We start from the raw sequence: 12,935 nt of genomic DNA, 5'->3' as shown, positions 1-12,935 counted from the left end.
GATGAAGCTGGCGCAGGTGAGTTCAGTATTTAAAAGGGTGGATTATCACCGAGCAAGATTCAAGCCTGCCCAGCTTTGCTTCAAAGCATCGGCCATGCCTGCACAATCATGGATCGCATCTCATCTTTGCTGTAATCCACCAAGGAATTTTTGCTGTTGGCGCGCGCCAGAATCCACTCTACCTCCTGATGCGTTAGTGCAGGGCCATCTTGCCAAAATGGTGTGATCGCCTGCTGCTGCAGCCAGTTTTTCATGTAACGCGCTGGAGAATCTGTGGCTTCACTAAACAGCTGAGCATGAAGCTCTGCCATTAACTGTTGTTGCTCAATGTGGTGGCTTTCTGCCAAAACCTCAAGAAACGGAAACAGCAGCCGCCCACAGACTTCGCCATGATGAAAAGGCTTGAGTGCACCCAGCTCGCCGGCGATACCGTGAATCACGCCTAAACCGGCGCTGCTCAAGCTAACACCGCCTAACCATGAAGACATCATCATCGCTTCACGCGCTTTATCACCTTCTGCATCGTCACGATTTAATTGGGGCCACGCCTGAACAAACTGCTTTAAGCCCGTTAACGCCAGCTGGCGGGTAAACAGATTCCCTTTATTTGATAAATAGGCTTCAAACAGATGGGTAAAGGCATCAATGCCGCAAGTTGCCAGGACTTTATCGGGGGCATTTTTTAACAGATCGGGATCGAGAATCGCAACCTGAGGCACAAAGACCGGATGACGCAGTGAGGCTTTCACCTGAATATCGTGTTGATCGGTCACGACCGCATTCTGCGTCACTTCGCTGCCGGTTCCGGCTGTAGTCGGCACCGCAATCATCGGCAAGGTAACTGGCTGAACGGCGCTGTCGCCGACTTTCTCTAAATAACGCGCCGTCGGCAGCGGATGCTGCATCATCGCACTAAATGCCTTAGCGGCATCAAGCACGCTGCCGCCCCCGATGGCTACAACGCGATCGACATGGCCACGCCAACGTGTGACCCAGGCATCAATATCAGCGGGCGACGCTTCATTTCGCACAATTTCATAGCCGATGATGTGATCGTTCAACGTTGACTTTAGCCGGGCATAAGCTGGGCTTTGCAGAAATGATTGACCACAAAACAGCAGGGTCGGCTGCTGCTGTAGCGCTAACAGCGGCACCAGTTTATCAATGCTTCCACGGCCAAACAGAGTTCGTTGATTGCTATACAGCTCACTCAAATTCTCACTCACCTGCGCATCCTTTTAAGTTTTCGCTAAGATTTGAGTGTAACTAAAAGCGCGCCGCTGGCCTCTGCAAACTTTCTGATAACGCGTTGGCAAAAAGTTGATCACCTTCGCAAAACAGAAATTCACTATCGAGAGGGTGATGCTTTCATCGCGATGTTACCCTTAACATGTTATCGGTAACAGCGTTTGTCGAGGTGTTAAAACATCTTACAGACGTTAAGTTCTGTCACCCTTTGGGGACCACGATAACAAACCAGCACTGAGCCAGCTCGTCAGTGCGTATGGTGGAGAAAAATTATGCCATTACTTTACGTGGCGATCGGCGTTGCGTTACTGCTACTGCTTATGATCCGCTTCAAACTCAATGGTTTCATCGCGCTGATTCTGGTAGCGCTGGCGGTCGGTGTGATGCAGGGCATGCCGGTCAATAAAGTTATTACTTCAATTAAAACCGGTGTGGGCGGAACACTGGGCAGTTTGGCGCTGATCATGGGTTTTGGTGCCATGCTCGGTAAACTGCTGGCCGACTGTGGTGGCGCCCAGCGCATTGCAACGACGTTGATTAAGAAGTTTGGCGTCAAGTATATTCAATGGGCGCTGGTGCTGACCGGTTTCACTGTGGGTTTTGCGCTGTTTTACGAAGTTGGTTTCGTCCTGATGTTGCCATTGGTGTTCAGTGTCGCCGCATCGGCGCGCGTGCCGCTGCTGTACGTCGGTGTGCCAATGGCTGCTGCACTTTCTGTTACGCACGGCTTTTTGCCTCCACACCCTGGCCCAACCGCTATTGCGACCCTGTTTGACGCTGATATGGGTAAAACGCTGCTGTTCGGCACCTTGTTAGGGATCCCAACCGTTATTCTGGCGGGGCCGGTGTATGCGCGCTTCCTGAAGAAAATTGATAAACCCATCCCAGAAAGCTTTTACAACCCTAAAACCTTTACTGAAGCGGAGATGCCAAGTTTTGGCGTGAGCGTTTGGACTGCGCTGATTCCAGTGGTGTTGATGGCTTTGCGTGCGGTGGCGGAAATGCTACTGCCAAAAGGGCATGTACTGCTGCCTTACGCCGAATTCTTCGGCGATCCGGTCATGGCAACGCTGATCGCGGTATTGATCGCTATCTTCACCTTCGGCCTGAACCGCGGTCGTAGCATGGAAGAGGTGATGGATACGCTGACAGATTCGATCAAAATCATCGCAATGATGCTGTTGATCATCGGCGGCGGCGGGGCATTCAAGCAGGTATTGGTGGACAGCGGCGTAGATAAATATATCGCCAACATGATGAACCAAACCAACCTGTCACCTATTTTCATGGCCTGGTCGATAGCTGCGGTGTTACGTATTGCGTTGGGTTCTGCCACCGTGGCGGCAATTACTGCTGGCGGGATTGTGGCACCCTTGATTGTTAGCAGTGGCGCCAGCCCGGAGCTTATGGTGATTGCCGTCGGTTCCGGTAGCGTGATCTTCTCGCACGTAAACGACCCAGGATTCTGGCTGTTTAAAGAGTATTTTAACCTGACGATTGGCGAAACGATTCGTTCATGGTCAGCGCTGGAAACCATTATCTCCGTATGTGGTTTGATCGGCTGCTTACTGCTCTCTTACGCCCTATAAGCAAACACCGCCGTGACAACGTGTCGCGGCGGTTTTACTTTATACCGCCAACAAACGGAACGCGTTTAGCTCTTCATCTGGCATGCCAGCCTGTGCCGCTGCCTGACATATCTGCTGCCAGCTGGTGGCATCTAACGGAATGCCTAAACGATCGCGCGCTTCGCGATTCGCTTCTTCCCATTCACCTGGCACCTGAATATCCTCATCACCACTTTTAGGTGAGCGTTTTACCCATTCGATAAAAGCTTCGGCTTCTTCTTGCATCGCTGGCGCGTCAAAAGCAGCAGGATCAAGGATGATGGTGGTCATGCAGTTGAAGATGGCGTCACTGTTGCTCTGCACTGTGGCATCGTGAGTGGTGCGCCCACCCGATAACGCGCCACCGAGAATCTCGCACATTGCCGCTAATGCGTAACCCTTATGCAGGCCAAAAGGCAGTAAAGAGCCAAACGGCTGTTGATGCATCACACCTGGTTGCGTGGTGGCATGACCTTGGTGATCAATCAGATAACCTGGCGCGACCTCAATGCCTTTATTCCAGGCAACCCGCGTTTTGCCATAAGCAATACCGCTGGTAGCGAAATCAAGCAGCAGCGGTTTAGCATTTTGTCTTGGAAAAATGGCGCAAAATGGGTTAGTACCAAAACGGCGATCGCTGCCACCAAAGGGTGCCACCATGGGATCGCCCATAACGTTAACGAAGTGGAACGAGACCAAACCCGCTGCTGCACACTGTTCCGCCCAGTGACCAATACGACCAATATGATGTGAATGATGTAAACCGACCGCGGCAATCCCTAATTTCTGAGCACGTTCAATGCCCAATTTCATTGCTTCCCAAGCGGCAACCTGACCAAAGCCCTGATTGGCATGCAGCGTCAACACCGCACCAGCGTCTTTGGTTAGCGTTGGGCGCTGATTAAGCTGCAAATGACCTTGTGCCAACGACGCCATGTAGCTGGGGATCATACCTACGCCGTGGGAGTCATGTCCTGCCAGGTTCGCAGCAACTAAATGATCGGCAACCAAGCCAGCTTCTTCTGTTGTGCTGCCGGCATAAAGCCAAATCGCCTGAACAAACTGATGTAATCGACTGGCATTAATACGATGCAATTGACTCACGCTAATCTCCTTTTTATGAAGGGTTTTCATCCTGCAGTGAAAGGTAGGCCAGCGGCAAGTGTTGGTTAGATATCAAGGGGATTTTTAAGAGCAGGGCCGCAAAATGCGGCCCAAAGTTTTGAGGATTAATGGGGTTGTTCGAAACCGGCTTTCACCATCTGTTCGCGCAGTGCACGCGCTATTTCGCGGTTACCACCCGTGACAGGATAAATCACGTTATTTACCACATCATCTAAATAGGGTTCATCAAACTCTTGCAAGGTAAGTTGAGTACCGCCTTCATCATTGATAGCGAAAGAACCCTTGATGTGATCGCCGCTATTTTTAGCCTTAAGGCTATAGCGGCCCATGCTGGTATTAATCGTGCTCATAAGATCTCCTTGTTACTGATTTCAAATTCATCACAATTCTGGCCTGCCTTTGCCGCTTAAATTTTAGCTGGCCCTGCTTCGCTAAACGAAGCGGTGTGCCAGAAATAATGATTATCTTGCGACCTGTCTCGCAGAAAAAAATGGACACTAAGCGGCTTAACGGGGCAGAGTTGGTCTTTGAGAGCGAAGCAGCAAAGGTAAAATTTTCACCTATACTGTTTACAGGAAAGGCTTTTTTATTAGGTAAGGGAGAGGGAAATGAAAATAATTTTGTGGGTCATCGCCATCATTTTTATCGTTGGGCTGTTAACGCTGACAGGGGTGTTCAAACTCATTTTCTAATAAAGCGGGCACCTTACCGGGTGCCCGAATTTCCTCTCAATTGCCTGAATCTCTGTTTTGACGTACGGGTGAACAGGGCGAGAGGGGCTGTTACGCGTTACAGGTAACAAATCTTTTACCGCAAGATGTTTCTTACAGTATGCACAGCAGGCGCCGTGGAAAGGTTTCAAACTTGCTTTGCAATCAATAAAGGTAAACTTTGCGCTGCCACATGCAGTGCAGCGAATTTTCATCACCATGGCATCTTCGCCTCCTTCCTGGAATTGAATAAGACCAATCTTATCAAAAATACATCAAAAATAGTTAAGATTTTCTAATTTATAACACGTTGCGATCATTTCTTTTAGCGCATTGAATCTAAGAATATTTTCCTGTTTCGTAGCTGTTTTTTGAGCAATTCAAGCTCCGCAAAAATCCTTTTCATTGATAAGGATCATGTTTTTTAGCTGTTTGCGGATAATCTCGCCATCAATGGCCTGTTTTCGCATTTAATGTGACCAGATGCGAAAGTTGCTGGCGGTGCCTCACCTCTTTCTGCGGCACAATTTCTTAAAATCGACTTCATGTTTATCTCCAGTTTGGAGCGCCTCATTAAGATGCCCGCTTGGCTTCAACACTGGGTTTAGAACTCGCCATTTAAAAAATCGGCAGGAAAAAGCAGTGAACAGGTATTGTCTTCTCGTGATCTGGCCTCTTGTTCCAGCACTCATGCTCTCATTCTCACTTCAGGCCGCAACGTTGCTTCAGGGAGTGCAGTCAGGTTGGGAAACCTTAAATCATAATGTGCAACAGACCTGGCAGCAGCCAGACAGCGTGGATGTCTATGTGCCAGCGATAACCTGGCATAACCGCTGGACCTATGATGAGGAACATATTGATCGCTATAACGAACATCCGTGGGGTGCGGGTGGCGGCGTTTCTCGTTATGACGAAAAGGGGAACTGGCATGGCCTGTATCTCATGGCCTTTAAGGATTCTTTCAATAAATGGGAGCCGATTGGTGGATACGGTTGGGAAGCGACCTGGCGACCGTTAGAAAATCAGTCATTCCACTGGGGCGTAGGTTTTACTGTGGGAGCCACAGCGCGAGATAACTGGAATTACTACCCCGTTCCTGTGCTATTACCCTTGGGTTCAATAGGTTATGGCGCATTGAGTTTTCAAATGACTTACATTCCGGGCACTTATAACAATGGAAATGTCTATTTTGCCTGGCTACGTTGGGCATTTTAGGCAAGCGAAAGAAACATAAAGTGTGACGCATCTAAAGAATGTCGATATTTATCACTTTTCCATCAATTCAAGCTGGACAAATCTCTCTGCAATTGCTGTACTAGACGCCGACACAGTTTAGTGTCCATTTTTCATGTAAAGGTAATATTAGATGTCTAAGATCAAAGGTAACGTTAAGTGGTTTAATGAATCTAAAGGATTCGGTTTCATTACTCCTGAAGATGGCAGCAAAGATGTATTCGTACACTTCTCTGCAATCCAGAGCAACGGCTTCAAAACTCTGGCTGAAGGTCAGCGCGTTGAGTTTGAAATCACCGACGGCGCGAAAGGCCCATCTGCTGCTAACGTTATCAGTCTGTAAGTTAACAGTCAGAATTCTAAAAACCCGCCAATTGGCGGGTTTTTTTATGCCTGCCATTCCTCAATTGCCACGCTTTGATATTCCTCTGGCCCTCCTGCCCTCCACCGTAGCAATGCCCGAACTTGGTGACTGATTCACTCTTTTTCCACGAACCGGCATCAGGTGCGCTGAAGATGCAAATTTAATGGCTTACGGATGACGGCGCACATTCTGCGGTGTCAGTCACAAATAGTTCTCGTAACATAATCATAACAAGCGTTACTTGCAGATTTTTCATTCTCAACGCTATATAACAGAACGACAGGAATTACCCCATTCAGGAGAGAGAATGAATATACGTCAGGCACAGGCAAAGGACAGTTTCGCATTGAGCGCGTTGTTAGCGGAGCTAGGCTACGGCGGAACGGAGAGTTTTATCGACCAGCGCCTTGCTCAGCTCATCACGCATCCGAATGAAATGCTTTTAGTTGCAGAGCATGGCACGCAGGTGCTGGGCTTTTTGTCGATGCATTTTATTCCACAGCTGGCGTTGGCCGGTGATTTTGCGCGTATCAGTTATTTCTGCATTGCTGAAGGTGAGCGCAGTAAAGGTGTCGGTCAGCAGCTTATTCAGCACGCTGAAGCCATGGCGTCACAACGCGGTTGCGACCGCATGGAAGTGCATTGTCACGTATCACGACTAAAAGCTAATCAGTTTTATGCGCGAGAAGGCTACGAAGAATCGCCGAGTTATCATGTCAAAGGTTTACGCCCAAACTGATTTCATGTCCGGCAGCAATCACCAGCGCATTGGCGATCATTTCCAACTGTTGCTCGTTCATACAGGCAATACTGACGCGAATAAACTGCGTGTTGCCCAAGCGGCAGCGTTCGCCTGGCAGCACAGCGATACCGCGTGCCGCCAAGGTGATCATCGCAAATTGTTCTGAGAGTACGGGAATATAAATACTCAATCCATCCCGCGCTTCAAGTACTAATCCACGATTCGCTAAAGCCAGCAAGAGTTTCTCCCGCCGTTGGCGGTAAGTTTCCCGGGCGACATTAATGTGCTGTTGAGTCGCCGCGTCCTCCAGCATCCACGCAACGGCATCCTGCAAAATACGGCTGGTCCAGCTAACGCCAAAATTACGCCAGGCCTGAATGCGTTTGACCATATTTGATGTAGCAGAAAGCACCGCCAACCTTAAATCTGGCCCATACGCTTTGGAGAATGAGCGTACGTGTATCGTGCGGTCGGGAAAAACTTCCCCCAGGCTCCAGGCAGATTCCACGGAGAGATCGCCAATGCCGTCATCTTCGATAATCAGCGTCGAGCTGGTTGCTAATACATCTGCCAACGCCTGACGACGCCCGCGGCTGATATTGTGCCCTGTCGCTGAATGCGTGCGCGGTTGATAAATCACCATCACCGGCGACTTCTCTAGCAATGTTGTTAGCACCTCTGGCAACGGGCCTTCGCTGTCACAAGCAAGAGGCAGGATTTCAGCGCCAACGTTGTCGAGCATATCCAGCAATCGTGTCGCTGTCGGATCCTCAATGATGACCCGATCGCCAGGCGAAACCAGCGTTTGCACCACTAAATTCATCGCATCAAAACCACCATCGGTCGCTAAATAAGCTTCTGCCGGATAAGGCCAGCGAGGTTGAATCGCGCTGAGCAACTGCGGCGAAATGGCTTCACGATAGTAGCTGTTGAGCTGTGGAGAGTTAAGTGCCGCCTGTAAAGCGGACGATAAATCAGGCAACAAAGCGGTATCAGGCGACGCCATTGCCAGGTCAGCTTGAATGTTATCGCCATAGTTACCAATTTTCTCAAAGCGAATAGGGCGAGGCGTTACGTTATTTCCGCTCACCCAAACGCCACTTCGGCCTTTACCTGCCAGCACTTTCTGCTTCTTTAACTGCGCCCAGGCAGCTGAAACGGTTGCTGGGCTTACGCCTAACACTTCCGCTAAGTCGCGTACCGACGGCATCTGCATGCCAATCGCAATTTGGCCGTCACGTATTAGCGTGGAGGCAGCCAGCGCAATGCCTTTTACGGAAGCATCATTAATTTGGCTACTTAGCCAGTGTAGATCTACGGTTTGCGTCATAAGAAAATAATTTGTTCAGTAACAAATAAAAGATTGTTCAGGATAGTGTTCCAGATCTAGTATCAAATTCAAGCACTATTTGGTGATTAAATCATCGCAGCTCAACTGCATTGGCAGAGACGGGGAAAAAATGGAAAGGCTTACCATCAGACTAGCGGTACGTGACTGGGACTATTTTACGCCGCTGGCACTTGGCGACATCAAGCCGGAAGGCTTTGATTTAAAAATTGACCGCGTCGGGACGCTGGTGAATGACATTGCAACCAGCCCTGATTACGACGCAGGCGAAGTCTCCTTTAGCCGTTACGCGCAAGGCCGGGCGAAAGGTGATCACTCGCTGCTTGGCCTGCCGCACTTTTTGATGCGTGGCTTTCGCCAGCGCTGCATTATCACCACCACCGCAAGTCCGCTCACTTCGCCAGCACAGCTAAAAGGAAAGAGAATTGGTGTTACGGGTTGGCAAGATTCAGGTAACACCTGGACGCGCACAGTGCTGCGTGAAGCGGGAGTGGAAATTGATGATGCTTATTGGTTTGCCGGTCGATTAACTGCCGACCATCCGATTGTTGACCGTTTGGCAGGGTTTGGCCGTCCGGGCCGTATCGAACCTGCGCCAGAAGAGCGCCCACTGATTGAGTTACTGAAAGCGGGTGAGCTGGATGCTGTGTTTACCCCTTCATGCCAGAAGGTTTTTCCTGGCAGAATCGGGCTTACGTCAACTGCAAACCGATTTTTATCAGGCCGAGCTTGATTACTTTAATCGTGTTGGATATGTGCCAGGCATCCATATTTTGGCAATGAAACCCGCGCTGGCGGAGCAGCATCCTTGGCTGCCTCAGGCGTTGAGTGACCTCATTACCCGTTCCTATCACGTCTGGATGCAAAAGCGCGAAAAGTATGCCGACACCACGCCGTGGTTACTGGACGATTTGCGACGTACCGCGCAGGAATTGCCAGCCAACTGGAATGAAAACGGTTTTACCGTTAACAAGAAGATGATCACGGACTTTGCCAATGAGCTGTATCAACAAGGTCTGACCAAAACATTGCTGACGCCGGAGCTTCTATTCCCGGTGGCAGGTAAGGGGAATGATGATGAAAGTCGCGATGGGGCAATTTGCCGTTAGCCGTGAATGGCAGGATAACGCGGATATTTGCCTTGATTTAATGAGCCGGTCCTTAGCGGGTGGCGCGCATCTACTGGTACTGCCTGAAGGCGTATTGGCGCGTGATATCGCCGATCCCGATTTAGTTCTGAAAGCTGCGCAGCCGCTGGATGGCCCATTTTTAACCCAACTCTTGGCAGCCAGTAAAGGTAACGACCTCACCACGATGATGAGTGTCCATGTGCCAACGCAAGAGCAAAAGGCGCTCAACGTCCTGATCGCCATTCGCAATGGTGAAATCATTGCTGCTTACGAAAAGCTGCATCTTTATGACGCCTTTGCCATGCAAGAATCACAGCGCGTTAATCCCGGCCATGTCATTCCACCCTTAGTCGAGGTGGCGGGTATGAAGGTGGGATTAATGACCTGTTATGACGTGCGTTTCCCGGAGCTGGCGCGCCGTCTGGTGCTGGATGGTGCCGATGTGCTGGTGCTGCCTGCCGCCTGGGTCAAAGGGCCGCTGAAAGAGATGCACTGGGAATTACTCACTACTGCGCGGGCACTGGAAAACACCTGCTACATGGTCGCGGTGGGAGAATGTGGACCACGCAATATTGGCAATAGCCTGGTGATTGATCCGCTCGGCGTTGCGATTGCAAAAGCGCCGGAATCCACCGCGTTGGTGTTTGCCGATCTCGATCCGCAGCGGATCGCCTACGCTCGCAGCGTTTTACCGGTCCTTGAAAATCGTCGTTTTGCACGACCAGAACTAAAAACACACTGACAGCATTGGGGAAAATAATGAAAAAGATAGCGACCGCACTCACGCTGGCTTTAGGTATGACTGCAACTTTAGCCCATGCTGCTGATGCCATTGCGGTTCAAAAAGTGGATCAGGCACTGCACGATCGTCTGCCAGAAGAGATCAAAACAGCCGGGAAAATGATTTCAGTTAACAACGGCTCTTTTCCTCCGTATGAAATCGTCAATGGCCCACACTCAATGGATGGCGCATCCGCTGACTTAACCACAGCGCTCAGCCAGCTGCTGGGCGTTAAAATTGAACATGCAACGGTCAGTGGTTTATCAGGCGTATTGGCTGGGATTAATTCGGGACGCTATCAGTTAGCAATCGGTCCGGTAGGCGATTATCCAGACCGCCAGCAAAAAGTCGACTTTATCGATTACGTGCAAGAGTTTGTGGTTTTTGGCGTTCAAAAAGGCAATCCGTCAAAAATTAATAGTCTGGACGACACCTGCGGCAAGCGGATTGCGGTTATGGCTGCCGGCTCTGCCGAACAAGTTATTCGTAAGCAATCTGCCGCTTGTACCGCTGCCGGTAAACCGGCGGTCACTGTGCAATCCTTTACCGACCAACCCTCCTCTATTTTGGCGGTACGTTCTAAGCGCTCTGATGCCTTTTTCTCTTCACAAGCGCCGCTGACTTATTTTGTTGAACAGGCGAATGGTCAGCTTGAACTCGCAGGCACAGGTCAGAAAAATGGTTTTGGCGATATCTTCCAGGGCACCGTTGTGCCGAAAAACTCTCAGCTGGGTAAAGTTGTACTGGATGGTTACAAAGCGCTGTATCAAAACGGCACTTATGCAGCAATCATGAAAAAGTGGAAGTTGGACGGCAACATGATTACTGAACCGGGCGTTAATCTGGCGAAAGGGGCGGCTAAATGAGTTTACACACCAACGATTCACGAGCCATGGACAAGGCCAACGTGCAACAGCGCGATGTGGCTTTTGCCCACAGTGCACCCTCATATGGACGCTGGGTCTCCTGGATTGTGGTGCTGGTTATTGGCTCGAACCTGATGTGGCTGGTAGTGACCAATCCCAATTTCGAATGGAAAGTGGTGCTGCAATGGTTCACGGAAGGCACAGTATTGAAAGGGTTGCAGGTGACGCTCGGACTCACGGTGGTGTCGATGATTCTCGGCACCCTGTTGGGTTTAATTCTGGCGGTCTGGCGTTTGTCAGAGAATAAATTACTGAGCGGTCTTTCCGGTCTCTATATCTGGTTCTTCCGGGGTACGCCGCTGTTGGTGCAACTCATTTTTTGGTACAACCTGTCGACGCTGTTCCCGACCTTATCGATTACTGTGCCTTGGACCGACATCACTTTTGCCAGCTGGAATACCAATGATCTCATCACACCGCTGACGGCAGCAATTGCGGGACTGGCGTTGAATGAAGCGGCTTATATGGCGGAAGTGATTCGTGCTGGCCTGCTCTCGGTCGACAACGGTCAGGTAGAAACCACTCAGGCCTTTGGGATGAGTCGAGCGCGTGCACTGCGCCGCATTATTATTCCACAGGCGATGCGTTCCATCATTCCACCTACTGGCAACCAGCTCATCAGTATGATCAAAGCCACTTCGTTGGTGAGCGTTATCGCGATGGGCGATCTGCTTTATTCCGTGCAGGCCGTCTACAACCGCACCTTCGAAATTATTCCAATGCTGATGGTGGCGGTAATTTGGTATCTGCTCATCACCTCAATTCTCAATGTGGGACAGTCCGCGATTGAACGCTACTACGCGCGTGGTACGAAACGCGTGGCGGTTACGGCCAAACGTGCCGCTACGCCATTTGCCAATACGTCGTTGGTGCGTAAGGAGGACGTATGAAAACAGCTGAACCTTTAGTCAGCGCGCGAAACGTGCAGAAAAGTTATGGCGACAATGAAGTGCTCAAAGGCATCGACCTTGATGTCTATCCCGGTGAAGTGGTGGTTATTCTTGGCCCATCAGGGTCGGGGAAATCTACTTTTTTACGCTGCATTAATCATCTGGAAGATATGAACGGCGGCTCGATTATGGTCGGCGATCAGCAGATTGGTTATGAGCTAAAACGCAGCGTGTTGCATCGTTTGTCACCACGAAAAATTGCCCAGCAACGGCAGAAAATTGGCATGGTGTTTCAGCAGTTCAATCTCTACCCCCATATGACAGTGCTGCAAAACATCATTGAAGCGCCGATTGGTGTGCATAAATTTTCCCGTCAGGCAGCGTTAGCGCATGCTAAAGAGCTGCTGGCAACGGTGGGGTTGAGCGACAAAGCGGATGCCTGGCCGCGACACCTTTCTGGTGGGCAGCAACAGCGTGTCGCGATTGCTCGCGCATTAGCGATTAAGCCGACCTTAATGCTATTTGATGAACCGACTTCGGCGCTGGATCCTGAATTAGTGGGTGAAGTGCTGGCCACAATGCGCACGCTGGCCGATCAAGGCTTAACCATGATTGTGGTCACGCACGAAATTGGTTTTGCACGCGAAGCAGCCGATCGCGTGGTGTTCATGGATGGCGGGGTGGTGGTGGAGCAAGGAACACCGGATGAGGTCATTGCGAATCCGCAGCATCCACGAACGCAGGCTTTTTTAAGCCGCTTTATTTAATCGTTTATGATCAGGGTAGATTCACTAGTTTTCGCGCAAAGCGATCTTACTCTGTTACAGATTG

General features: G+C 50.2%; 13 protein-coding genes and 1 pseudogene. 10 read left to right on the top strand and 4 right to left on the bottom strand.

The features are described from left to right. Positions 1-80 precede the first annotated feature (80 nt). Positions 81-1,226, bottom strand: coding sequence for an iron-containing alcohol dehydrogenase (locus tag KQP84_RS16735; RefSeq protein WP_215847378.1), 1,146 nt, complete (start codon positions 1,224-1,226; stop codon positions 81-83). Positions 1,227-1,520: 294 nt separating this feature from the next. Here KQP84_RS16735 and gntT point away from each other — a divergent pair, with 294 nt between their 5' ends. Beyond that, positions 1,521-2,837, top strand: coding sequence for a gluconate transporter (gene gntT / locus KQP84_RS16730; RefSeq protein WP_215847377.1), 1,317 nt, complete (start codon positions 1,521-1,523; stop codon positions 2,835-2,837). Positions 2,838-2,876: 39 nt separating this feature from the next. Here the strand turns inward: gntT and KQP84_RS16725 are convergent, their stop codons facing one another. Together KQP84_RS16725 and KQP84_RS16720 are read right to left on the bottom strand one after the other, a co-directional pair. Next, a complete protein-coding gene (locus tag KQP84_RS16725) occupies positions 2,877-3,959 on the bottom strand; it encodes a malate/lactate/ureidoglycolate dehydrogenase (protein ID WP_215847376.1) in 1,083 nt (360 codons plus the stop codon). 125 nt (positions 3,960-4,084) lie between these two features. Next, positions 4,085-4,330, bottom strand: coding sequence for a hypothetical protein (locus KQP84_RS16720; protein WP_215847375.1), 246 nt, complete (start codon positions 4,328-4,330; stop codon positions 4,085-4,087). 258 nt (positions 4,331-4,588) lie between these two features. On the opposite strand from KQP84_RS16720, the gene KQP84_RS26410 reads away from it, so the two are divergent. The 4 genes from KQP84_RS26410 (at position 4,589) to KQP84_RS16705 (ending at position 7,026) form a co-directional block, all read left to right on the top strand. Next, positions 4,589-4,672 (top strand): small membrane protein YohP, encoded by an 84-nt coding sequence (locus KQP84_RS26410; RefSeq protein ID WP_085982494.1) that lies wholly within the window; start codon positions 4,589-4,591, stop codon positions 4,670-4,672. 660 nt (positions 4,673-5,332) lie between these two features. After that, a complete protein-coding gene (gene pagP, locus KQP84_RS16715; RefSeq protein WP_309140156.1) occupies positions 5,333-5,905 on the top strand; it encodes a lipid IV(A) palmitoyltransferase PagP in 573 nt (190 codons plus the stop codon). Between the two features lie 151 nt (positions 5,906-6,056). Next, positions 6,057-6,266: a transcription antiterminator/RNA stability regulator CspE gene (gene cspE / locus KQP84_RS16710; RefSeq protein ID WP_006118399.1), complete on the top strand. Its 210-nt coding sequence runs from the start codon at positions 6,057-6,059 to the stop codon at positions 6,264-6,266. Between the two features lie 328 nt (positions 6,267-6,594). Next, positions 6,595-7,026, top strand: a complete 432-nt coding sequence (locus KQP84_RS16705) for a GNAT family N-acetyltransferase (RefSeq protein ID WP_215847374.1) — start codon at positions 6,595-6,597, stop codon at positions 7,024-7,026. On the opposite strand, the gene KQP84_RS16700 is transcribed toward KQP84_RS16705, so the two are convergent. Further along, a complete protein-coding gene (locus KQP84_RS16700; RefSeq protein WP_215847373.1) occupies positions 7,004-8,359 on the bottom strand; it encodes an aminotransferase-like domain-containing protein in 1,356 nt (451 codons plus the stop codon). The genes KQP84_RS16705 and KQP84_RS16700 overlap by 23 nt on opposite strands. 130 nt (positions 8,360-8,489) lie before the next feature. Here KQP84_RS16700 and KQP84_RS16695 point away from each other — a divergent pair. The 5 genes and pseudogenes from KQP84_RS16695 (at position 8,490) to KQP84_RS16675 (ending at position 12,871) form a co-directional block, all read left to right on the top strand. Beyond that, positions 8,490-9,486 (top strand): annotated as a pseudogene (locus tag KQP84_RS16695) (substrate-binding domain-containing protein). Next, positions 9,455-10,249 carry a deaminated glutathione amidase gene (locus KQP84_RS16690; RefSeq protein WP_215848320.1) on the top strand — a complete coding sequence of 265 codons (795 nt, stop codon included), beginning with the start codon at positions 9,455-9,457 and terminating at the stop codon, positions 10,247-10,249. The pseudogene KQP84_RS16695 and the gene KQP84_RS16690 overlap by 32 nt, the downstream one beginning before the upstream one ends. Positions 10,250-10,266: 17 nt before the next feature. Beyond that, positions 10,267-11,154 carry an ABC transporter substrate-binding protein gene (locus tag KQP84_RS16685; RefSeq protein WP_215847372.1) on the top strand — a complete coding sequence of 296 codons (888 nt, stop codon included), beginning with the start codon at positions 10,267-10,269 and terminating at the stop codon, positions 11,152-11,154. Continuing rightward, positions 11,151-12,104: an amino acid ABC transporter permease gene (locus tag KQP84_RS16680; protein WP_215847371.1), complete on the top strand. Its 954-nt coding sequence runs from the start codon at positions 11,151-11,153 to the stop codon at positions 12,102-12,104. Before KQP84_RS16685 ends, KQP84_RS16680 begins: the two co-directional genes overlap by 4 nt. Then, positions 12,101-12,871 (top strand): amino acid ABC transporter ATP-binding protein, encoded by a 771-nt coding sequence (locus KQP84_RS16675; protein ID WP_215847370.1) that lies wholly within the window; start codon positions 12,101-12,103, stop codon positions 12,869-12,871. Before KQP84_RS16680 ends, KQP84_RS16675 begins: the two co-directional genes overlap by 4 nt. The last annotated feature ends 64 nt before the right edge of the window (positions 12,872-12,935 follow it).

This window comes from Candidatus Pantoea bituminis, from assembly GCF_018842675.1.
In the GTDB taxonomy this organism is placed as follows: Bacteria; Pseudomonadota; Gammaproteobacteria; order Enterobacterales; family Enterobacteriaceae; genus Pantoea; species Pantoea phytostimulans.
This window is presented reverse-complemented; position numbering and strand designations above follow the sequence as displayed.

Coding starts and splice junctions, on each gene's coding strand:
- gntT (WP_215847377.1), top strand. CDS start 1,521: ATGCCATTACTTTACGTGGCGATCGGCGTTGCGTTACTGCTACTGCTT.
- KQP84_RS16720 (WP_215847375.1), bottom strand. CDS start 4,330: ATGAGCACGATTAATACCAGCATGGGCCGCTATAGCCTTAAGGCTAAA.
- KQP84_RS26410 (WP_085982494.1), top strand. CDS start 4,589: ATGAAAATAATTTTGTGGGTCATCGCCATCATTTTTATCGTTGGGCTG.
- cspE (WP_006118399.1), top strand. CDS start 6,057: ATGTCTAAGATCAAAGGTAACGTTAAGTGGTTTAATGAATCTAAAGGA.
- KQP84_RS16705 (WP_215847374.1), top strand. CDS start 6,595: ATGAATATACGTCAGGCACAGGCAAAGGACAGTTTCGCATTGAGCGCG.
- KQP84_RS16700 (WP_215847373.1), bottom strand. CDS start 8,359: ATGACGCAAACCGTAGATCTACACTGGCTAAGTAGCCAAATTAATGAT.
- KQP84_RS16690 (WP_215848320.1), top strand. CDS start 9,455: ATGAAAGTCGCGATGGGGCAATTTGCCGTTAGCCGTGAATGGCAGGAT.
- KQP84_RS16685 (WP_215847372.1), top strand. CDS start 10,267: ATGAAAAAGATAGCGACCGCACTCACGCTGGCTTTAGGTATGACTGCA.
- KQP84_RS16680 (WP_215847371.1), top strand. CDS start 11,151: ATGAGTTTACACACCAACGATTCACGAGCCATGGACAAGGCCAACGTG.
- KQP84_RS16675 (WP_215847370.1), top strand. CDS start 12,101: ATGAAAACAGCTGAACCTTTAGTCAGCGCGCGAAACGTGCAGAAAAGT.